Source organism: Shewanella glacialimarina (assembly GCF_020511155.1).
GTDB lineage: Bacteria > Pseudomonadota > Gammaproteobacteria > Enterobacterales > Shewanellaceae > Shewanella > Shewanella glacialimarina.
Map to the genome: position 1 here is coordinate 3,658,320 of NZ_CP041216.1, position 21,472 is coordinate 3,679,791.

At 39.3% G+C, this 21,472-nt stretch carries 17 protein-coding genes and 1 pseudogene; 5 read left to right on the forward strand and 13 right to left on the reverse strand.

Annotated features, from left to right (window positions below; translation table 11 throughout):
• Nucleotides 1–166: 166 nt before the first annotated feature.
• Nucleotides 167–1,567: a hypothetical protein gene (locus tag FJ709_RS15990; RefSeq protein WP_226411020.1), complete on the reverse strand. Its 1,401-nt coding sequence runs from the start codon at nucleotides 1,565–1,567 to the stop codon at nucleotides 167–169.
• Between the two features lie 256 nt (nucleotides 1,568–1,823).
• On the opposite strand from FJ709_RS15990, the gene FJ709_RS15995 reads away from it, so the two are divergent.
• Complete coding sequence (locus tag FJ709_RS15995; RefSeq protein WP_226411021.1) at nucleotides 1,824–2,612, forward strand: polysaccharide deacetylase family protein; 789 nt, start codon at nucleotides 1,824–1,826, stop codon at nucleotides 2,610–2,612.
• A 3-nt stretch (nucleotides 2,613–2,615) separates the two neighbouring features.
• On the opposite strand, the gene FJ709_RS16000 is transcribed toward FJ709_RS15995, so the two are convergent.
• Both FJ709_RS16000 and FJ709_RS16005 read right to left on the reverse strand, forming a co-directional pair.
• The gene (locus FJ709_RS16000) at nucleotides 2,616–3,434 is read right to left on the reverse strand and encodes a hypothetical protein (RefSeq protein WP_226411023.1); all 819 of its coding nucleotides are present in this window, start codon (nucleotides 3,432–3,434) and stop codon (nucleotides 2,616–2,618) included.
• A 44-nt stretch (nucleotides 3,435–3,478) separates the two neighbouring features.
• Nucleotides 3,479–4,423, reverse strand: coding sequence for an alpha/beta hydrolase family esterase (locus FJ709_RS16005; protein ID WP_226411025.1), 945 nt, complete (start codon nucleotides 4,421–4,423; stop codon nucleotides 3,479–3,481).
• A gap of 119 nt (nucleotides 4,424–4,542) precedes the next feature.
• On the opposite strand from FJ709_RS16005, the gene FJ709_RS16010 reads away from it, so the two are divergent.
• The gene (locus tag FJ709_RS16010) at nucleotides 4,543–6,636 is read left to right on the forward strand and encodes a winged helix-turn-helix domain-containing protein (RefSeq protein ID WP_226411027.1); all 2,094 of its coding nucleotides are present in this window, start codon (nucleotides 4,543–4,545) and stop codon (nucleotides 6,634–6,636) included.
• 320 nt (nucleotides 6,637–6,956) lie between these two features.
• Here FJ709_RS16010 and FJ709_RS16015 read toward each other — a convergent pair whose 3' ends face one another.
• Nucleotides 6,957–7,778, reverse strand: a complete 822-nt coding sequence (locus FJ709_RS16015) for an N-acetyl-ornithine deacetylase (protein ID WP_226411029.1) — start codon at nucleotides 7,776–7,778, stop codon at nucleotides 6,957–6,959.
• A gap of 222 nt (nucleotides 7,779–8,000) precedes the next feature.
• Between FJ709_RS16015 and FJ709_RS16020 the strand changes: the two genes are divergently transcribed.
• The 3 genes from FJ709_RS16020 (at nucleotide 8,001) to FJ709_RS16030 (ending at nucleotide 11,052) form a co-directional block, all read left to right on the forward strand.
• Nucleotides 8,001–9,368, forward strand: coding sequence for an MATE family efflux transporter (locus tag FJ709_RS16020; protein WP_226411031.1), 1,368 nt, complete (start codon nucleotides 8,001–8,003; stop codon nucleotides 9,366–9,368).
• 187 nt (nucleotides 9,369–9,555) lie between these two features.
• Nucleotides 9,556–10,632, forward strand: a complete 1,077-nt coding sequence (locus tag FJ709_RS16025; RefSeq protein WP_226411033.1) for a porin — start codon at nucleotides 9,556–9,558, stop codon at nucleotides 10,630–10,632.
• 9 nt (nucleotides 10,633–10,641) lie between these two features.
• Nucleotides 10,642–11,052, forward strand: a complete 411-nt coding sequence (locus tag FJ709_RS16030; RefSeq protein WP_226411035.1) for a type 2 periplasmic-binding domain-containing protein — start codon at nucleotides 10,642–10,644, stop codon at nucleotides 11,050–11,052.
• 123 nt (nucleotides 11,053–11,175) lie between these two features.
• Here FJ709_RS16030 and FJ709_RS16035 read toward each other — a convergent pair whose 3' ends face one another.
• From FJ709_RS16035 to cspE, 9 genes and pseudogenes are all read right to left on the reverse strand, one after another.
• On the reverse strand, nucleotides 11,176–13,356 hold the full coding sequence (locus tag FJ709_RS16035) for an OsmC domain/YcaO domain-containing protein (protein WP_226411037.1): 2,181 nt from the start codon (nucleotides 13,354–13,356) through the stop codon (nucleotides 11,176–11,178).
• A 183-nt stretch (nucleotides 13,357–13,539) separates the two neighbouring features.
• The gene (locus FJ709_RS16040) at nucleotides 13,540–13,770 is read right to left on the reverse strand and encodes a hypothetical protein (RefSeq protein ID WP_226411039.1); all 231 of its coding nucleotides are present in this window, start codon (nucleotides 13,768–13,770) and stop codon (nucleotides 13,540–13,542) included.
• A 134-nt stretch (nucleotides 13,771–13,904) separates the two neighbouring features.
• A complete protein-coding gene (locus FJ709_RS16045) occupies nucleotides 13,905–14,552 on the reverse strand; it encodes a flavin reductase family protein (protein WP_226411041.1) in 648 nt (215 codons plus the stop codon).
• A 46-nt stretch (nucleotides 14,553–14,598) separates the two neighbouring features.
• On the reverse strand, nucleotides 14,599–16,167 hold the full coding sequence (locus tag FJ709_RS16050) for a cryptochrome/photolyase family protein (RefSeq protein WP_226411043.1): 1,569 nt from the start codon (nucleotides 16,165–16,167) through the stop codon (nucleotides 14,599–14,601).
• Nucleotides 16,168–16,292: 125 nt separating this feature from the next.
• Nucleotides 16,293–16,424, reverse strand: a pseudogene (locus FJ709_RS16055) (DUF2256 domain-containing protein); the annotation flags it as partial.
• The gene (locus FJ709_RS16060; protein WP_226411045.1) at nucleotides 16,425–17,876 is read right to left on the reverse strand and encodes a cryptochrome/deoxyribodipyrimidine photo-lyase family protein; all 1,452 of its coding nucleotides are present in this window, start codon (nucleotides 17,874–17,876) and stop codon (nucleotides 16,425–16,427) included.
• Nucleotides 17,876–19,243 (reverse strand): DASH family cryptochrome, encoded by a 1,368-nt coding sequence (locus tag FJ709_RS16065; protein WP_226411047.1) that lies wholly within the window; start codon nucleotides 19,241–19,243, stop codon nucleotides 17,876–17,878. Before FJ709_RS16065 ends, FJ709_RS16060 begins: the two co-directional genes overlap by 1 nt.
• 200 nt (nucleotides 19,244–19,443) lie before the next feature.
• The gene (gene rluF / locus FJ709_RS16070) at nucleotides 19,444–20,376 is read right to left on the reverse strand and encodes a 23S rRNA pseudouridine(2604) synthase RluF (RefSeq protein ID WP_226411049.1); all 933 of its coding nucleotides are present in this window, start codon (nucleotides 20,374–20,376) and stop codon (nucleotides 19,444–19,446) included.
• 427 nt (nucleotides 20,377–20,803) lie between these two features.
• Entirely contained in the window at nucleotides 20,804–21,013 is a 210-nt protein-coding gene (gene cspE / locus FJ709_RS16075) for a transcription antiterminator/RNA stability regulator CspE (protein WP_226411051.1), read from the reverse strand.
• Between the last annotated feature and the right edge of the window lie 459 nt (nucleotides 21,014–21,472).

Here is a 21,472-nt window from a genome sequence, read left to right on the forward strand (position 1 = left end):
TATAGTCTAAATGGCTAATATTGAAATCTTCAGACCAACTTAGTGACTATTAATTAAAAATCTCATTGCCTGTATTTATAGCAATCGTCGCAAAAATAACTTTATGCATTACAGGCTTGAAACCATACTGACAAATATTTAGTCGCTTCGTGGTCAACTCTCTGATCTAAAGCTCAATCATAATATCGATTAATTGTGCATTATCTTCATCCGAGTCAAAGGTCGCAAATAGCAATTTTGTGCCTTCAGTTACCATCACGCTGTCAAAATTATCTTCTGCATTTGGATAAAACTTTAAAAAATCAGACTTCAAAACTGGAATGTTATAACGTGCAAGCACAAGGTTAAAATCCTGTTTACTTTGCTCTTTAATAATAGATTCCGTCACTCTGATTCTGTTAACAATCCCCTTATCATTGACACCAAAAAGTAGATTTTCATTAGCAATAACCCAAACACCGTCAGCATTTAAGTTAACTTGGTTACTCCGCTGTTGATCGTCTAGCTGGTACATATCTTCGGTATTCATAGTAAAAAAATGGCTAACTTCAATAGAGTCTGTCGCGGTAAAATTAATATTTGCAGACTTTTTTTTATCACCTGATGGCAATATTGTAAAACCATTCAATAGAAGCTCAGCGTCCTTATATAGATCGACTTTAAAGCTTTCAAAGTCTAAAAATAGTTGGGATGTGTCGCTATACACAATGGTCTCATCACCGTGCTGAACCAAATCGAGATTTTGGTTAACACTTTGATATGTGTCTCTATAATTGACATCGTTAATAAACCAATTATCAATATCATAGTTTTCACTAAACGCGATGAGATTTGTGCCATGGCTATTTAGAATAGCCTCATTTTTAGCAATACCTATCACTTTATTACTCTTTACATAAAACCATAGACTTCTGCCATAACCCAATATTTGGGTACCATCTTGGTCTAATAATCTAATACTTTCAGGCCCCATTTGAGCTTTTAATATAGATAGCGGATCGCCTAACATAACGCCATAAGCACCATTGACAGACACGCTTGCGCTAGGCGGCTTATGTTTATCGGCGCTGATCATTAAAGATTTACTATTTGGTACAGCCAACACTACTGAAGTATCGGATAATAGAACTCTCATACCATTACTACCAAAGGGAGTCCGCTTAGTCGTAAGCTCCTTGTTATCACAAAGTGTAATGTTTTTTGCTTCTATATTGACGTTGATTTTATAATTGTCATATTTATCTTCATCACTATTATCGGCCACTTTTTTAACAAAATCTAAGGTGAATAGTTGCTCAATAATAATGGCTTCAGCACCTGATTTTTTGCCATTTTGCTGAGCCACTAACAATGCATTTTTTATTGATTGCTCTCTAAAATCATCAGCATTTAGCTTAGTAGTTACATCATCATTTTCATCATTTATAAAAGTTAACTGCTGATGATATTCACTTAAAATGATCGGTTCACACTTGGGAAAGTAATCAAGAATAGCAGGCAGCTCGCTTGCGAACGCGATATTAGACAGGCATGTGGACAAAATTGCATAGCGTAGTGGTTTAAACATAAATCATCCTTGAGAGTGTTTTTAGATCAACTATTCCATTTTAAAGTATGACCTTTTACTGAAATTAGACCTAATATGTAGTGCGTTTAAATATCGATAACGATTAAATATTTGAAGTATTAGTAAAAATTTTTCTTAATGTTAAAGAACAAATTTATAGATAATCACATAAAATATCAATGTTAAAAAACATAACCTAATATGAAAATCCATTGAAATATGGCGTGGTTTAATCCTGTTATAAAGGACCTAATGCGTGAACATTAAATTTGTTATTTATGGATTAGTGACACTTACAGTCATTACTGATGTTTTTGCCGATGAAGCAGTAGCCGTTTTTAAATGGCCGAAACAATATAAAGCTGCCGTGAGCCTTTCATATGATGATGCGTTGAATAGCCAGTTAATAAATGCAGTCCCTGCGCTAGATAAATATGGCTTTAAAGCGTCATTCTACCTTACTCTTTCAACCCCAAACTTGACCACCAACATCGAACAATGGCGTCAAGTCGCTACCAATGGTCATGAACTGGGAAATCACACCCTGTACCATACTTGTAGTAAATCCATATCAGGGCGAGATTGGGTGATGCCATATCATGATTTAGATACCAAGGTAATCAGTCACATACGTCAAGAAGTGCTGTTAGCCAATACGCTGCTTCACGCTATCGATAATAAAAACAGTCGCACTTTCACTCCACCATGTGGTGATTTTAATGTATCTGATGGCAATTATATTAACGCGATTAGAGACTCTTTTATCGCGATTAAAGGATATAACCCTCAATACGACCCCAAGTTTGATCTATTACTGATGCCAGAAAATGTCAGTGGTGAAACCCTGATCGCATTCGTTAATGAAGTCCAATCCCAAGGGGGGCTAGCTAACATTGTGTTTCATGGTATTGAAGGCGACTATTTAACGGTAAGTGATAAAGCCCATAATGAATTACTGCAATATTTAGCAGAAAACAAAGATAGGCTATGGGTTGATACCTACTCTACTATTATGAATTACGTCAAAACTGAACATGGTTTCTAATTATCAGCCAAAAAAGCAAGGTGTATTAGCTTGAATGGTTTCAGATGCGATTTGGCCGAGTAATTGTTGAGTCGGTTCATCAACGTCTATATCAGCAATGTAAGGCAATAGGTCTGCTGAGTTTCCAGTTATCACCTCATAGAAAACTAACGCTGTAAATAAATTGCCCATTAATGACGCGTGGTTACCATCTGAACTATGTAATCTAAGGCTTGGCGATATCATCAATACTCTATCCCAAGCTAGTCCTATAGGGGCAACACAAGATTTTTGTACTGCGGCTATGCTGGAATGAAGCTGGTGAACCTGTCTACCTTCTTTGCTCCGTCCTAGTTGCGGATGTTCAGGAAAAAGAATTGGGGTAATTGATTCATTTTTTGCTTTTTCAATCCAAATCTGAGTTTCTAAAGTTGAGTAACTCACCGTTCCTGATTGTGAGTATTTTTGCCCCTGTAAAATAAGGTGCGTCCACCGTTGCGTTGTTAATAAGTCATTGCGCCTCAGTTGGCTTCCCTTATCATCTAAAAAACCTCCCCCAGCATTAACAACTGTAACTTGTGCTTTATTATTGCCAGCCTTGATAATTTTGTTGATCAAATCCGCTTGATTTGACACATGACTATTGCCAAATAATAGGATTTTATATTCATTTGAAAAACGATTATCAGGGACAGGTAAATTACTCTTTGGTGACCCAAGATCACCCTTTTGCTGATTATTGTCCGAGACATTAGCAATATAAGACGATGCACCATCACATGCAGATAAACTTATAAATAAAATAATCGCAATGTATATAGGAAAAACAGTTTTTGAGTACATAGTGTCTCCGTAAAAATCAAATATGTTATTAAGTATATAAATAGTTAATTAAATATTGGGGCGTAAATTTGCTTTAACACTTCAGAATCATAAACGGCTTCATGCGGTACATTATTGATTTGCGAAAAACTAACAGGTTTTAAACAGGCTTGCCAAACAGAAGTTTCGGTGCCACTGCTCGTATTATTAACTGCTGGATGTTCGATTGAAGTAACGACATCATTGCAACCATTTATTTGTCGCCAATGGGCTAATGTATCCGTTACAGATTGAATATCACCATTAGTTCGCCCCGAAATGGGTACATCAGAATCCTGCGGGCTATGAAAGTGATGCAGCGTAACTGCTGTAGATGTTGTACATTGGTCAAAGTATCCCCTAAATTGACCTGCCAGCGAAACAACCGCCGTTATTTGCTCAGGTATTGCACATGCAAGCTTATAAGCCATAAACCCACCTGCCGAATAACCAAAAATATACACTTTATCGCTTGTGATATTATTCTCTGCTCGAAGTTGGACAAGTAAGCTACTGATAAAATCTGTATCTATAGCTCCGCCACTGTCACTGTTTTCGCTATCCCATCCCCAAAACTTATGACTACCTTGGGGAGATACTGATAATAATTGCCTTTCATTTGTTAAACTCTTTGCATCAAAAATGCCCGCCACTTTCTGTGGTGTTCCCGGCGCACCATGTAGGAATAAGGCGATACCTTTTATTTCAGCATTAGGTTTATAAATAACGACATCACGATTATTGACCGTCATACAACTAGCATCGATTGGTAATGATGTACCGGCACAAGTAGTTGCTTGTGGTGGCTTAACTTCTGGAATATCAGGACTGTCACTGCCGCCTCCACATCCTACTAATAAACTCAATATTGCTAAGCACGCTGCAGGTAACGTCATTATTGATTGGGCCAAATGTCGTGAAAAACTCATTTTTTGGGTATGATACTTAATGCTATTCGATATATTCTTCATGATAATCCTTTCATCGTTTTTGTGGTTTAAGTGTGCCACTACCTTGATTAGGAAAAATAAAGAAGTAAGAATGGTTTGATAATGAATTGATAATGATCAGCTAAATAATAAGGATATAGATGCATTATGCATTTGGTAGTATTACCGTTGACCTTGAAAAAGTAGAAATACAAAAAAATAACGTTCACGTAGTTTGCGAACCACGCATTTTTGAATTGCTAGTATTTTTTTGCAACCATCCTCAAGAAGCCATATCCAGAGAACAACTAATTACACAGGTTTGGGGCGGAAGAGTTGTCAGTGATGCAGCGGTAAATCGTGCGATTGGTGAACTTCGAAAGCTCATCGAAGACACTCCTTCATCTCCAATATGGCTAAAAACGGTCAGTAAAGTCGGTTATATATTCACCGCGTGTCCTACCTTATTAGCACCCCATAATTTAAGTGACGCAGTAAATACCAACACAGACTCAAGTAATCAGGCTCAAATACTCCCTCAGCCTAAAGCAACTGACATTAAAATTAATAAATCTGCCACATTATTTTCTGCATTCAATTTAACGGCATTAGGCATTATCATCTTACTTGTCATCGTAGGGGTAAGTTTTTATCAATCTAGTCAATCAAGCATCCAACAACCATTACTTAAAATTCTAGATAGGCAACCGAAAACAGCCCTTCAGGGTAGCGCCTTTAATCCATCATTTGATCCGCACACTCAAGGTTTGGTTTTTCTATATAGAGCCAGTGCTGACGATTATGCCCAACTGTTTATGCAACAAGCCGACAGCCCACCGATAACAATGACCCATGATAGCTATTACTACACTGATGTAATCTATGCTGCCGATGGTTTTATCTATGCATCCCGGTTAAATAATTTACAACAAAGGGAATGTGAAATTGTTAAATTGGATCCAGCCACCAAACAGTTAGATTTAGTATTAAATTGTGGTCAAAGAGTCGTCACTCAATTAGCTTTTGATCAACATAGCAAAAGACTAATTTATCAATATCGCCCAAGCATATCTGAGCCTTATGCCATTTATGCATATCAATTAGATACAGGCAGAAAGCAACAACTAACCCACCCAAAACAAATAGGCAATAATTTAGGAGACTATTTGTTCTCCTTGTCTACAAAAAATCAAATTTTGGCGGTAGTTGAGTACAGCGATAATGGTGCCGATAATCTTAAGTTAATAGATCTTAACGATAATAGTATTATTGCCAAGGTTCCCTTTATCGATAATGTATATGGCTTAGTTTGGCGATCAGACCATCATTTGCTGGCATCTAATAGTGAAGGGTTGTTTGAGTTTGATATCAACACATCAATATTAACCACGGTAGAAAAAAGTGATCAATTTGGAAGGCTGGCTGCCGGAGATGATTTAAGTTCAATTATTACAGAAAGAAGCCAGACAACGATTAACATCTTCAGACATTCACTGCAAGACTCGTCATCCGTTGCACTAACCGCAAGCTCATGGATCAGTCAGCAGCCCACTTTAGGTAATAAAAGTAACATCCTAGCATTTAAATCTAATCGTACCGGTAAAGAAAAAGTCTATATTCAATCGGAAAACCAAGCGGCTTATACTGCCGAGTTTGATGACGATATAGAACATATTAGCGCAATGGCTTGGTCAGTTAATGATCAGGACCTGATTGCCAGTATCAATAATCACTTATATCGCTATTCTGTAAAAAACCGAAATTGGCAACAACTCGCTAAGCAATTTTCACAGGTACACCACGTAGCCTATTCACAGCAGTCAATATTATTTAGTGCTGAAGTTAATAACCAATGGAATATCTGGCAGCTTTCGTCTGAAACGGGTGAAATTTCTCAACTCACGACAAAAGGAGGTTATAGCGCCCAAAGTAATGGGCAGCAGTTGTACTTCACTAAATTCAATCATTCAGGGTTATATCAATTAGATTTACACACAGGTAGTGAAACACTATTAATTAATGACTTTCCGATTGCTGGGTGGAGACATTGGCAATTACGTGATAGTAAAATTTATTATTTGCTAGATAAAAAGTATAAGGAATTAAATCTGAAAAATTCAGAGACACAAATACTTTTTGAATTTACAGGACGCATGCCTAATAACTGCAATATGGCTTATAAGCACCATTTTTTTGCATGTGACCAAATAGAGTTAAGTCAAAGTAACATTTGGCAACTTCAGCTTTCAGAATAACCTAAATAATTGTGTTTTAAATTCAATTTCGTTGGTGACGTTCCAAAACCAACAAATATAAAATAAGCATCACTTGAATTCAGATAAAAATAAGTTTTTAATTTACAGCAATACATGTATAAAAAATCTACTCACATTCGCTTTGCTGGCACCTTAAGTGATTCTCCGTTTTACCTTGCGTTTAACCCTAATTTGAATTGAAGTAGAGATATCGTCGAATGACTTAATCAAGAATTGGCCGAACCTGAAAATTTGCAACGATTACAGCAGTTAGTTAGCGACTACACCAGCAAGCAACAATAAAACTGCTGCTAAAAACATTAATAATCTGCTTTATATAATCCAATAAAAGCCCTCATTGCGGCGCTGTTAGCTAATACTCTTTGATCAAAATTTTGCTGACCTGGTGTTTCAGTACATGCACCAAGTTTGGCCCCAAGCTTGACTAAAAAAGACTCAAATGATGAATCAAAATGATTAAATATCACCCCATTTCTTACGGGACAATCATCAATATCACCATCTTGTGCTAGCGCAAAATATTGTGCTAGCGCATCTCGTAAACTAAAACTGAAAGTTCCAGGCGAGCAATTTGATTCAAATGAATATAAATAAGTAGCACTAAGCAACACATCTTCGTGACATGTCAGCACACCGTCTCGACTTAACTTTGCTAATAAATCAGCATGCTGAAGTAATAATTTACCTTCTACAGAGGTATATTGATTCGATTTGGGTTGCTGCTGTTCAAGCAAAAATCCCCTGTTGGGATTTTCACCAAATAGATTGAACCTTTGTCCGTTACGAAATCCGCTTGGGTTAACTAAAGGTAACAAACTTAAGTTAAGGTGTTCTAAGATGTCATCGGGAAGTTGCTGTAAAAAGTGGAGCATTCCCCATGGGCCAGCGGCCTCTTCGCCATGAAAGCCTGCGCAAATTAACACTGAAGGTAAATCATTCTTTTGCGTGCTTGATTGATACAGACTAATAGGCAAATCATCAACCGATCCTAAAGTCATTTGATTAAAGCGTAAACGCGCTATTTCAGTTGCGAGTTTAGCGCTAAATAGATCAACATCATTACTCTGACAATTGTATATATTACAAGGCCAAAAATAGGCTTGATTAATTGTATCGGTCATACAAAACCTCTGAAAAACGCTTAAAATGTAATAGCCAAGACGTGTCCTATTGTAGCGATTAATAATAAAATAGTCATCGGTCAAGAGAACCCGTTAAAATCTATTTTTATGGGGGATTACCATAGGTCATACTTTCAGCTAACACATCAATTTGCATATCACTTCAGTGTTTTCAGATAAACACTTTGGTTAACATCATTTTTTATTATTTGAGTCATGTCTATGTCGTCAACAGGTACATCATTACAGCCAGCTCAACAAGATTTAAGCTTGTTAGAGCAGCCTGTTGCAAAACTTTTTTGGCGCTATTCAATACCGACTATAGCGTCAATGTTAATTACCGGTATTTATGTTGCCATCGATGGTATGTTTGTTGGCCACTATTTGGGGGAGACAGGATTAGCAGGCATGATGTTAGCTTACCCTGTCGGTGCCATTTTATATGCTGTAGGGGCCTTAATAGGAATGGGCAGCGCTGCCCTTGTATCAATGAACCTTGGTAAGGGTAATATTATCAAGGCTCGGCATATTTTGGGTAATGCATTCAGTTTATGTTTACTGGCTGGATTATTTTTTGCCGTTTGTGGGAGCCTGTTTGCTAAGGACATCTTGATTGCACTCGGGGCTGAGGGGGAGGTATTACGCAGTGCCCATGATTATTTATTCTGGTACTTTGCCCTGAGCCATTTTCCTATTATGTCTTTAGCTTTTACAGCACTATTACGTAACGATGGTAGGCCGCATTTTGTCACCTGTGTACTTATTACTGGTGGCATATTAAATACCTTTTTAGATTGGTTATTTATAGTGGTATATCCCTTTGGCCTAGCAGGTGCTGCGATAGCCACAATGTTAAGTCAAGCCGTAACTGGCTTATTGTGCTTACAGCATTTTTTTGGCACTAAAACGCAATTAAAAATCAATTGGTCGCAAATGCGGCTTCGAGCAGAGCATTGCATCGATATTACTAAGACGGGTTTCCCGAGCTTTTTAATGAATTTGTACTTATCGATAGTACTCACTCTTCACAATACCGCCTTACTCTGGGTAGGCGCACCTTTACATGTTGCGGTTTATGGCGTCATTAGTTATACCGAGGCAATCTTCTATTTGGTTTTTGAAGGGATTGCTTTTGGCACCCAGCCTATCTTTAGCTTTAATGCTGGCGCAGGTCGCTACGACAGGGTCAAAGAGGCTCGCCACATTGCATTTAGTATGACTTTACTGGTCGCCGTTATTGGGTTTATTTTAATTTACACTCGCCCACAGTGGATGGTGTATCTTTTTGCCGGGAATAACCCTGAATTAACCCCTGTGGCGATTGAAGGGTTACGATGGTATTTTTGGGGACTGCCTATGGAAGGATTATTACTTGTTGGAGCGAGTTTTTTCCAAGCTATTGGTGCTACCAAAGAGTCTGCTATTTTAACGGGGTTAAAATTAATATTAATTGCCGCGGTAATTTACCTTTTTGCATGGGCATTCGGTGTTTTCGGTGTATGGATTTCACTCGCGAGTTGCGGCGTGGTACTGACGATATGGATGTTATTTGCCATTAAACGAGTCGACAAATATAGAATGGGAGCTTAGAGAAATATATTTCAGCGTCCTTAACAATATCTAAGTAATGCTTATTAAAAACAGTGCTTACAAGCAAAGAAAAAGCTTTAGACCATAATACATCAAATAAGTTGCAAAAAAGTTAACTCAAAGTTGCACTAATAAAAAACTGTCCTAACCTTAATAGTGAATATAACCTCACTGTTAAGGTTTTTCTATGAAAAAGAAGATAGCAATTGTCATCAGTTCACTATTTCTGGCATCGCCAGCTTTAGCTGAAGTGAATATTTCAGGTTTTGCTTCTATTGTCGGCGGTCAAGTACTAGAAGGCTCCGGCGTTGAAGAATTTGATTTAGGTCCCTCATTTCTAGCAGATTACCCTTTAGTGGGTGTCTATGAAGAAGAAATCAGTTTTAAACCCGATACACTTTTCGGTATTCAATTTAGTGCTGACTTAATGGAAGGTTTATCAGCAACGGCTCAAGTCGTTTCTCGAGGTGCTAATGACTTTTCTGCCGATTTTGAATGGGCTTATGTGTCATATGAACTCAACGACAACTGGACATTCCAAGGGGGTAAAAAGCGTCTACCTCTTTATTATTACAGTGACTTCTTTGACGTTGGTTATGCTTACACCTGGATCAGACCACCAGCAGATAACTATACTTGGCAAATATTTAACTATACAGGAGTAAGCGCGCTCTACAGCTATCTTGTAGGCGATTGGACTGTGTCTGGCCAAGTTTATTATGGTCTTGAAGAAAGTGACCCAAATAAACTGTTATCTGAATTCTTCTTTTTAGAAAGCACCCGTGAAATTTGGAAAGATATAGGCGGTATCGTTGTTCAATTTAATCGTGATTGGTTGGATATTCGCTTAACTCATATGCAATATACCAATGAAAGATATATCGGCGATGTACAACAAGAATGGGACGGCAGTACCGAACGAACAGGTAAGTTTTATGGCTTATCAGTCAATATTGATTATGAAAACTTTATCCTATTAACTGAATTAAATCGCCTCGCTCTGCAGGGTGATGATCTAGATACTTACTTAATCACCCTTGGTTACAGAATTAGCGATTTTACCCCTTACGTTTCCTATTCAGACTTTAATGACGGTGTTGGTGGCGAAGTTCATAATACGACATCATTTGGCGTTCGTTGGGATTTTCATCCTTCTGCCGCTCTTAAAGTGCAATATGATGACGTAGAAGATAATGGCGGACCGGGCTTGAAAGTTGCCGGTGATGCTAAAGCGGTTTCTGTTGGTATTGACTTAGTATTCTAGGAGAGAGATATGAATAAATTACTATGCTCAATCCTGTTGAGCTTAATATCACTGCAAGCATCCGCGGCAATTGCGGTTATTGTTCACCCGAGTAACGCTGACAGTATCGATCAAAAATATATCGAAAACATATATCTTGGTAAGGTAAAGTCGTTCCCCAGTGGAGAGCAAGTTGTACCAATTAATATGGATGCGTCACAAACGGCTAAAGAGACATTTGACTCTGCTGTATTAAGTAAGTCAGCAAGTCAGCTAAAAGCTTATTGGTCGAAGAAAATGTTTACTGGTAAAGGGACACCACCCAAAGAAGTATCCAGTACCGAGGACATGATCAAATTGATCTCTTCAAACCCAAGTATGATTGGTTATATAGACAGCGGCTCAGTGAATGACACAGTAAAAGTGGTTGCCGAGTTTTAGGCCTGTCAATATTTTAGGGTCAGGCGGCGATATTTACACGGTTAAGATAAGCTAAAAAAATGCCAGCGGTAACTTAAACGTTATCGCTGGCATTTTTTATTATGTTTAATTATTTTTTCATGCTTATGACTTTTGCTGACGCGCTTGATGAAGCTTCTTGTAGCTTTCAATCAGCCTTAAATGCGGCTCGATCCCTTCTAAATTGATACTGGTTTTAGTTAAACCATAAAAACGTACCTTACCCGAGACAGACCCAACCACATTGTCCATTACCTCAGCACCAAACATTCTATTAAAGTTACCGATAAAGTGTTCTAGCGCTAAGTCTTCATCTAAGGTCACTTCAAGCACGGCATTGGCTGCTTGATAGAACAAGCGGCGTTGCACAGTGTTGTCATTAAACTGCAAAAACTCCTCGACTAATTCCAGGGCATCTTCATGCTGTCCTAGTGCCAAGTAAATCATTATTTTGAGTTCAATAATGGTCAGCTGCCCCCAAACCGTATTCTCATCAAATACGATGCCAATTAAGGTACCAATATCGGTCTGGTTATCAAGCTGGCTTTCTTCTAAACGATTAACTAACTTGCCTAGGGCTTTAGTGCTTAACGAGTGCAGGTTTAAAATATCCTCCCGATAAGCAAGCGACTTATTGGTGTTGTCCCATATTAAGTCATCCACTGGGTAAACTTCGGAATATTCCGGCACTAATATACGGCAAGCTGAAGCACCTAATTCAGTAAATTCAGCGATATACACTTCTTTACCCATAGCTTCTAAAATACCGAACAGCCCACTCGCTTCTTCTTCACTGGTGCCGGAGAAATCCCATTCACAGAACTCATAGTCATACTTACTGCTAAAGAAGCGCCAAGATATTACCCCTGTTGAGTCAATAAAGTGCTCAACAAAGTTTTCAGGTTCGGTCACTGCCATGCTATTAAATGTTGGTTTTGGCACATCGTTTAAGCCTTCAAAACTGCGCCCTTGTAACAGCTCAGTTAAACTGCGTTCTAGCGCCACTTCAAAGCTTGGGTGTGCTCCAAACGAGGCGAATACGCCGCCAGTTCTTGGATTCATTAAGGTCACACACATCACCGGGAATTGGCCACCTAATGACGCATCTTTCACTACAATAGGGAAGCCTTGTTCTTCCAAGCCTTTAATGCCCGCTAGAATACTAGGGTACTTTTCAAGTACCGACATTGGCACATCTGGCAGCACTATTTCTTGTTCAATGATTTGACGCTTTACTGCACGCTCAAAAATTTCAGATAAACACTGCACATGGGCTTCTTGTAGGTTATTACCGGCGCTCATGCCATTACTTAAAAACAAATTTTCGATTAGATTAGACGGGAAATATACCGTTTCACCATCAGACTGACGCGTATAAGGAATAGCACAAATACCGCGAGCAATATTGCCTGAGTTAGTATCAATTAGGTGCGAGCCATTTAGCTCTTCATCTGGATTATAAATATCTAAACAATACTCATCTAATAGGCCAGTTGGTAGTGAGTCGTCCTCTTCTAAAGCAAACCATTTCTCATTCGGATAATGGACAAATTCGCTATTGGCGATCTCAACACCATAGAATTGATCATTGTAGAAAAAGTTATTGTTTAAACGCTCAATAAACTCGCCCAAGGCTGAGCACAGTGCACTTTCTTTGGTCGCGCCTTTACCATTGGTAAAACACATAGGCGATGCTGCATCACGAATATGCAAAGACCATACATTTGGCACTATGTTACGCCACGATGAAATTTCAATTTTCATCCCAAGATCGGCCAACATGGTGGTCATGTTTTGAATGGTTTGTTCAAGGGGTAAATCTTTACCTAAAATAAAGGTACTGGAATCGCCTTCAACTTGCCCCATCAACATTGCATTGGCATCGGCATCGAGATTTTCAACGGTTTCAACTTTAAATTCAGGACCTGTTTGCACCACTTTCTTCACGGTACAGCGATCGATTGAACGCAAAATCCCTTCGCGATCTTTATCAGAAATATCAGCAGGTAGCTCTACTTGAATTTGGAAAATTTGGTTATAGCGATCTTCAGGATCAACAATATTGTTTTGCGACAATCTGATATTTTCAGTCGATATATCACGCGCTTTACAGTAGACCTTAATAAAATAGGCGGCACATAAGGCAGACGAAGCTAGGAAGTAATCAAAGGGACTCGGCGCAGAACCATCACCCTTGTAGCGAATAGGTTGATCAGCCGTGACGGTAAAGTCATCGAACTTGGCTTCTAGTCTTAAATTGTCGAGAAAATTTACTTTGATTTCCATTGAATACGCCTACAGTCATTCACGGCCAAACGGCCAAATTATCTAATTAAGGTGAATTATCGGTGTTTTTGGCCCAATAGTCTTGGGTTTATTCAACAAAAAGTCTGAATTAAGCAGATAACAGCAAAGCATAATGGGAAAGATCAAAATAGAACTGCAACATACTATGGGACGTTAATACTTTTATTTTTGCTTTTCTGACTCCCGCGTCACCAAAAGAAATGTCAGATACATTTTAGTGGGCAATGACAGCACCATGCCAAAGGCAACGCACATGGCGCTGATAATAATGCCTTTTACGCCCATGGCTTCAACGGTTTCATTAAAGTTGTGCAAATAAATGCCCGTCAGAATTAAGCTAATCCCTATCGTTATACTGGTTTTTAGTAACAAGATAAGCCTGGCGTCAGTCACTTTTTATCTCTTAATTTCGAGGATTACGTATAACTAATATACTGCCCTTAAATGGTTAATGTCACTGTGATTCAAATCATGCAAGTATCAATAAGTACTTACGTTTTACCTTATTTTATATTTCTAACTAATTGCTAATCACCATCAACGGATAACTGGGATAAATCTTGATCGGGTTTGGCATAACTTAAACGACTTAATCGCTTGGTAGTGTGATAGCCATTAAGCCCGGATACCGCAACGGTTTCAAGTGACTCTATATCAAGATAGCCATCGGCTTTTAATGCTTGTTCAACAAATAAAACGTGGCTGATTTCACCAATCACTAAAATGGTGTTATTAATGGCGAGCGGGATAATCTCACGCACTTGCAAAGAAAACTTCAGCCGACTTTGTGCCACAAATGGTGCAGCTACATCGTTAATGTATTCAGCGGTTAAGCCCACCTGTTCAAATTCAGACACACCAACATCATAACGGGCGGAAGTTTGATGAGCCTGCTTATAAATCTGTGCCGAAACCTGATTAATAGTATAAACCCCAGTTTGTTTAATGTTGTCTAAGGTATCTCTGGGCACACCATCGGGGCGGATAATCATTCCCATTAATGCGGGATCTGCACCAATATGAAACGCTGAGCTAATCATAGATAAATTAGTTATGCCCTTTGCGTCTTGAGTGCCTACTAAATTGGCACTCTTAAAGCCCGATAAGCTGTTAATAAAACGTGCTCTAAAACGTGGTTCTAGCGCGATTATATCTTCAGAAGTTAAGTGTTTCATTAATGGTTTATCCTAAAATTAACAGGCAGATAGTATCTATTATGTCTTATAGCGCTGATAAATTAGCCAATAAGTGTTCCGCATGGTCTAAAATAATCTGGCGATCTTCCGCTGGTTTTTTTAACCAATTGGCATAGACCATTTTAGTGCGTGGATTTGCGCTAAAGTCATTTTGATGCCGGCTCATAAAGTGCCAATATAATGAGTTCAGCGGACAAGCATTGGCGCCGTGCGCCTTCGTGACTTGATAGACACAGTCACCGCAGTAATCACTCATTTTATTAATGTAGTTACCACTGGCCGCATAGGCTTTGGAGCCTACAATACCGCCGTCAGCAAATTGACTCATGCCTCTGGTATTGGGCATTTCAACCCACTCAATAGCATCGATATAAATGCCTAAATACCAGGCATCGACCTCATCGGGTTGAATGCCGGCGATTAAACAAAAGTTGCCTGTTACCATCAGCCGTTGAATATGATGTGCATGGGCATATTCAAGCGATTGCTTAATTGCATGGTGCTGGCAGTTCATTTTAGTATTGCCGGTCCAAAACCAATCAGGTAGCGCCCTTGATGCGCCAAGTGCATTTAGCTTGGAATAGTTCGGCATATTGGCCCAGTAAATCCCCCTCACAAACTCGCGCCAACCGATTATTTGCCTCACAAACCCCTCTATTTGCGCTAGGGTTATTTCGCCATTAGACGACTCAAAATGTGCAATAGCAGTATTAACAACGCATTGGGGACTGATCATTTTAGTATTAAGGGCGAAGGACAACCGTGAATGATAAAGGGTCCACTGCTTAGATTCACCCAATGTATCTAATTTAGCCGTCATTGCATCTTGAAACTGTCCGAATCTGACTAAACAAAAGCGGCAAAAATGATCTAAAAGTGATAATGCTTGTTGCCGGTTCACTGGCCACAACAGGGTGGTATTCACTTCACCTAGGGTATGGATGTTATGCCGTTGAATTCGTTCCCATATTGATGTGACATCATTACTAAATAACAAGGGTTCAGGTACAGAAGCAAAGTCTTTGGGTTTTAATTTTTGACGATTTTGCTGATCGAAATTCCATTGGCCTCCAGCAGGTTCAGTCCCTTGCATCATCACATTAAATCGTAGCCGCATTTTACGGTAAAAGTGTTCTAGCCGATGTCTTTTATCCTGTTGAAAATAGTCAGACAACTCAGCATCCGTTAAATAAAAATGCTCGCTCTCATAAGATGTTGCTGTGATAGTTAACCCTTGAGTAAAAGTATCAAGTTGCTTGCGTAAGCGGTATTCATCAGCAAGTTGATATTCAAACTCAGTAACACTGTAACGCTGAAATAAGGCCGTCAGTAATGCTGGTAAGTCTTGATATTGCGCAGTGTCATCTAAGGTTAGGTGCAATACACAATGGCCCGCCTGTTCAAGTGCACTGGCAAATTGTGACATAGCAGCAAAAAAGGCTGATATTTTTTGGGCATGATGCTGGGTATAACTGGCTTCCTGGTGCAGCTCGGCAATAACATATAAAGTATGTTGATCTTTTTCACGAAACCAAGAATGCGATGCATTAAGTTGGTCGCCTAAAATTAACCGCAACCTTTTTGCTGACTTCATCTCTTACTCCGGTTCACTGTCTGAATGGCCATTATTTGATCTATGCTGGTATTAATACTACTGAGCTTATCGGGGCGCAAATTAGCATGTTCAACATCGCTACCCTCAGATGGGTTTGGGAGTATAGCTTTACGTTCACCAGCGCAGCGTTTAGAACAATATTTAACGTTTTGCCAATCCTTTTGCCATTTTTTACGCCAGTTAAATGGACGTAAGCACACCAAACATATCTTAGACGGAAGCTGGGATTTTTTCATCTAATCTGGCCTCACATGACGTTGCAAAAGTCGATAAGCTTCCCGCTTAACCTCAGGCTTAGTGCGCCACTGCCAAAGTAAACTTTGGGCCGCTTTATAGGTTTCACCTAAGTCGACTATCGGTGCAGGATAATCTGTACCTATGTTAACTTGATACATCATTTGCTCCATGGCAGATAACTGCCAAGGTGAATGAATTAAAGGTGCAGGTATTTCGGCAAGTTCTGGCACCCAACGTTTAACAAATTCACCTTGAGGATCTTTTTCCAGCCCTTGCTTAACAGGACTATAAATCCGAATAGTATTAATACCGGTCACCCCTGCTTGCATCTGAAATTGGCTGTAATGTATACCTGGCTCGAAATCTAAGAATAACCGCGCTAAATGTTTAACCCCTAAACGCCAATCTATTTGCAGGTGATGAGTTAAAAAACTGACTAACATGGCGCGCATTCTAAAATTAATATAACCGGTATGATGCAAGCAGCGCATACAAGCATCAACCATAGGCACGCCAGTTTGACCTTGCTCCCATGCAAGCAGCTTATTATCAGCATCATCACCGTGAGCACGTGGTAGGTTGGTATAACCTCGATTTACTGGACGAAATTCCATCTCAGATTCACTTTCAAACTTCTGAATAAAATGACAATGCCAATGTAATCTCGAACTCAGTGCCACTAAGCTTCGCCGCCAGCCTTTGGTATGCCAATGACTAAGCAGATGCTGATAAACTTGACGCAGACTGATATTACCCCAGGCCAGATAACTGGATAAACGTGAGCAATGCTGCTGGCTCAGTTCTGGGCTAGACAAACTATAGGCATAAGACTGACCACGACCTTGAAAAAATGATTCAAGCGTTTGCCATGCCATGTTTTCGCCCCCAAGTTGAAAGTCACCTTTGTCCTGGTTAAAGTGTTGCGCAACATCAGCCAGCGAATGGCAAGCAAGCGGCTCTATTAGCCATTTTACTGTGGTTAAGTTTATCGACTCAAATTGATAACGCATCACCTGTTGCCAGTACTTATCCCAATGTTGACGATTAGGTAAACCGCGAATAACAGCCGCATAGGGCGTTTCATACCACGCAATATCTTCTATATCGCACCAATGTTTAATATCAATATCACGATCAAAGGTCACCTTTAGACCCACTTCTTGATGGGAAAATAACTGCGTAATACCATACTTATGGTGCAAATCAGACAAAGTTTGTATGGCTGGATCTGCACTGCACAGTAAACTGCCCTGGGGCAACTTAGTTTGCATATCAGTCAGAGATTCAATAATAAATTGCCAGTGCCTTGCCGAATAATGTGGGTCATTAACTAAAATTGGCTCAAAGCAATAAACCAACAGCACCGGTAAGCCGCTATTAATTGCATTAACTAAAGGCTGATGATCAGATAGTCTTAAATCTCGTTTTAACCATACAACGGCTATAGACATTAACTTTCCTCTGAAGACATTTCAGCAGATATTGGCCAATCTGCAGCATCAACTGAATCTAAATGACACACACCCTGCTCGCCCTGCCATTTTTGAATAAATACATTGTCCGGATCATATGTTTTACTTTGTTTGGCGATATTAAAATGACGACCACCTCTTGGGTCTGCGCCCACGCCGGCAATGTATTGCCAATTACCCCAGTTTGAAGCGACATCATAATCGATAAGTTGTTTTTCAAAATATGCCGCGCCATAGCGCCAATCAACGCCTAACTCGTTGACCAGACAACTGGCGACAATTTGCCTTCCCCGGTTGGACATATATCCAGTGGCATTGAGTTGCTTCATACAGGCATTCACTAACGGATACGGTGTTGTGCCATGGCACCACTTTTGAAAACGTTCAGGAAAGTAACTGGTTAATGGCGCGGTTTGCTTGCCTCCTTTGAAGTTAAATAATTGCGTTGCTAGCCTCAAGGCTAACCAATGGAAATATTCTCGCCAAAGTAATTCAAAGCCTATCCAATAGGTAGAATCATTAGCACCATGTTGAGCTTCATATTGCCGCACAGCAGTCCAAACTTGGCGAGCAGAAAGATTACCATGGGCTAAAAAAGGGCTAAATTTAGTCGAGTTATCAAAACCATCCAGCTCATTACGAGTCACTTTATATGTGCTGGGTAAATCGCTACTGAAGTAGTGATGCAAATGCTTGAGCGCACTTAGCTCGCCACCTAACATCAATGACTTTTGTTGATGCTGACTTGCCAAAACTAAAGGCAATCCTACTTGGTGTTGATCAAACAAAGCGGTGTCAATAACGAATGGATTGGGCAGTGTATCTAACCAGGTTTGGCAACATTGAGACACTTCAAGACGGTATTTTTCTATCTTGCGCCTGAACTGCGAGAAACTCGAAAACTCAGTATCAAATTCATTCATTTGCTCATAACTGAATAAGCTATCACTCCACTCTGACACAAACTTCACTTGTGTTAGCTTTTGCTTTAGTCGCTGCCAAAGTTTGATTTCATTCCAGCCCACATTATCTGAATAACCGACTAAGTTAATTTTGTTTGATTGCACAATATGAGAAATCACCACATCAGGTTTGCCATAACAAACATGCAGTTGATGACCCAAAAGGCTAAGTTGACTGCGGAGATCGTCAAGCGACTGCAGTATAAAATCAAGTCGATGCAGGCCGATAGAAGTTTGCTGGTAGTTATTCGCTTTCAATAACATAGGGTCAAACACATACACAAAAGCGATTTCAGTGCTTTGACGGATCAAGGCACTCAAAGCAAGGTTATCTTTTAATCTTAAGTCGTTGGTAAAACAAAACAAGCCGCGATATAAAGACAAGTCATACTCACAATGTCAGTGAAACATGATTGTTGTACGAGCTAAATTAAAAAAAAGTTTAGTCTTGTGAGTCTATATGATGTCAGTTTCTATTGATTAATGTGCTGAAAATTATTATCTATCCAAGGCTGCGTTAATCCGCTCATTAAAAAAGGCCATCAATATTAGTTGATGGCCTTTAAAGTATTCAATTTGAGCGATTAACGCTTAGGCTTTCTAGACGGGCTAGGTTTACCGTTACCGTTTTGTGCCTGGCCTTTAGTTTGCCCCCTTGGCGCTCCTTTTGCCTGACCTTTATGTTTTGTGCTGCGATTATGCTGCATGAAGTGTTCTGGCCCTTCAATTTTATCGCGCAATGATTCAGTTTTAGGCTTAGGTTTTGGCTTTTTCTTGGCCACAGACTTTTTATCTTCTGATGAGGAGTCTTTTATCATCTCAAACAACACATCGAGTTCTTGCTTATCTAAATCGCGCCACTCACCAATGGGTAACCCTTTAAGGCTAACATTCATGATTTGTTGGCGTTCAAGCTTAGTCACTTCAAAACCAAAATGCTCACACATGCGTCGAATTTGGCGATTTAATCCCTGTACAAGTACAATTTTAAAAGCATAAGGTGCAACTTGTTCAACTTTACACTTTTTCGTTACTACACCAAGAATAGGTACACCTGCAGCCATACCTTTAATAAAGCTATCGGTAATCGGTTTATTAACCGTAACCACATACTCTTTGTCGTGATTATTGCCTGCCCGGAGGATTTTATTAACTAAGTCACCGTTGTTCGTCAAAAAGATTAACCCTTGCGAGTCTTTATCTAACCGACCAATAGGAAAAATACGTGTTGAATGATTAACAAAATCAACAATATTGTCGCGTTCAGTTCCTTCTGTAGTACTAACAATGCCCACTGGTTTATTCAGCGCAATAAATACCAAGTCTTCAGCATCCTTAGGTTCGATATCGTGACCATTAACCTTAACTTTATCGCCAGCGGTAACATGATCGCCTACCTGGGCACGCTTACCGTTAATAAATACATTACCTTGCTCAATATAACGGTCGGCATCACGTCTTGAGCAAATGCCACTTTCGCTGATGTATTTATTTAGGCGGATTGCTGAATCTGTCACTTTAGAATTCCTATGGGTAAAATTTGTCGTTCAAGGTGGTCATGATTTTAACGGTGTAATAAAAAACATCAATAGTCTATAAATACAAGGCGTAATGTCGCTGCTGAGTTTATCAATTTTTAGATGCCTTGCCTAAGCCTGAATACACATTAATGGGGATATTGAAGCTAGATCTCATCTACCTTTGAGGTTTAAGCTAAGTTTGTCAGGGTTAAAGATTTGAGTTCGATGAGTGAACGCATTGGTTTATCTCGTCACGACACGTACATTGAGGAAAAATCGGGAAAAGAAGAGTGGTAATAGCAGCGAGGCTATCGCGACTGCTGAAAATAGTATGATTAAATATAAGCTGCACTAGGTAATTTTTAGGCAAAAAAAAGCGCAAACAGTCGTGAGACTATTCGCGCTATCTTACTAAAGTAAGAACTTACTCAGCAGTAACGTTAGCTGCTTGAGGACCTTTTTGGCCTTGTTCTACTTCGAAAGATACTTTTTGGCCTTCAGCTAAAGTTTTGAAACCATCTGAAGTGATTGAACGGAAATGAACGAAAACGTCCGCGCCGCCGTTATCAGGAGTAATAAAGCCAAAACCTTTATCTTCGTTAAACCATTTTACTAAACCAGTTGTTTTAGACATTTTGTGTCCCTTATATAATAAATTAATAAATCTATCGCGAAAATGCGATGCACTGAAGCTTGAATTATTGAATGTGACTATAAAGCTAAGGGAAACACTGTGGATAACAACGATAAAACGAAGAGATCTAAAGCTTTTCTTTTACTTAATACTCATTAATAACTCTGTTTGCCAGAGCAGGCTATATAATACCTCAGTTAGGATTATTGTAAAGACTTAATTAGCCCACATTTTAAAATACACCATCTTTATTTTTAAGATAATGTAATCAAACTCCTGCTAATACAATGATTACTGGTCCTTGAACCTAAACTAACTAGAACAGAGTATTCAGTAATAATGGTTAACATCGCAGATAAGGGGATCACATACTCATACTAACGGATAGCAAAACCTGTTTTCTGGATAAGTAACCTCAGATCGGGATAATAAATGCATATCAAACAGCACTTTGCACCG

Bases quoted from the DNA above. Each gene is read 5' to 3' on its own strand.
- FJ709_RS15990 (WP_226411020.1), bottom strand. From the start codon at position 1,567: ATGTTTAAACCACTACGCTATGCAATTTTGTCCACATGCCTGTCTAAT.
- FJ709_RS16000 (WP_226411023.1), bottom strand. From the start codon at position 3,434: ATGTACTCAAAAACTGTTTTTCCTATATACATTGCGATTATTTTATTT.
- FJ709_RS16005 (WP_226411025.1), bottom strand. From the start codon at position 4,423: ATGAAGAATATATCGAATAGCATTAAGTATCATACCCAAAAAATGAGT.
- FJ709_RS16010 (WP_226411027.1), top strand. From the start codon at position 4,543: ATGCATTATGCATTTGGTAGTATTACCGTTGACCTTGAAAAAGTAGAA.
- FJ709_RS16015 (WP_226411029.1), bottom strand. From the start codon at position 7,778: ATGACCGATACAATTAATCAAGCCTATTTTTGGCCTTGTAATATATAC.
- FJ709_RS16020 (WP_226411031.1), top strand. From the start codon at position 8,001: ATGTCGTCAACAGGTACATCATTACAGCCAGCTCAACAAGATTTAAGC.
- FJ709_RS16025 (WP_226411033.1), top strand. From the start codon at position 9,556: ATGAAAAAGAAGATAGCAATTGTCATCAGTTCACTATTTCTGGCATCG.
- FJ709_RS16030 (WP_226411035.1), top strand. From the start codon at position 10,642: ATGAATAAATTACTATGCTCAATCCTGTTGAGCTTAATATCACTGCAA.
- FJ709_RS16035 (WP_226411037.1), bottom strand. From the start codon at position 13,356: ATGGAAATCAAAGTAAATTTTCTCGACAATTTAAGACTAGAAGCCAAG.
- FJ709_RS16045 (WP_226411041.1), bottom strand. From the start codon at position 14,552: ATGAAACACTTAACTTCTGAAGATATAATCGCGCTAGAACCACGTTTT.
- FJ709_RS16050 (WP_226411043.1), bottom strand. From the start codon at position 16,167: ATGAAGTCAGCAAAAAGGTTGCGGTTAATTTTAGGCGACCAACTTAAT.
- FJ709_RS16060 (WP_226411045.1), bottom strand. From the start codon at position 17,876: ATGTCTATAGCCGTTGTATGGTTAAAACGAGATTTAAGACTATCTGAT.
- cspE (WP_226411051.1), bottom strand. From the start codon at position 21,013: ATGTCTAAAACAACTGGTTTAGTAAAATGGTTTAACGAAGATAAAGGT.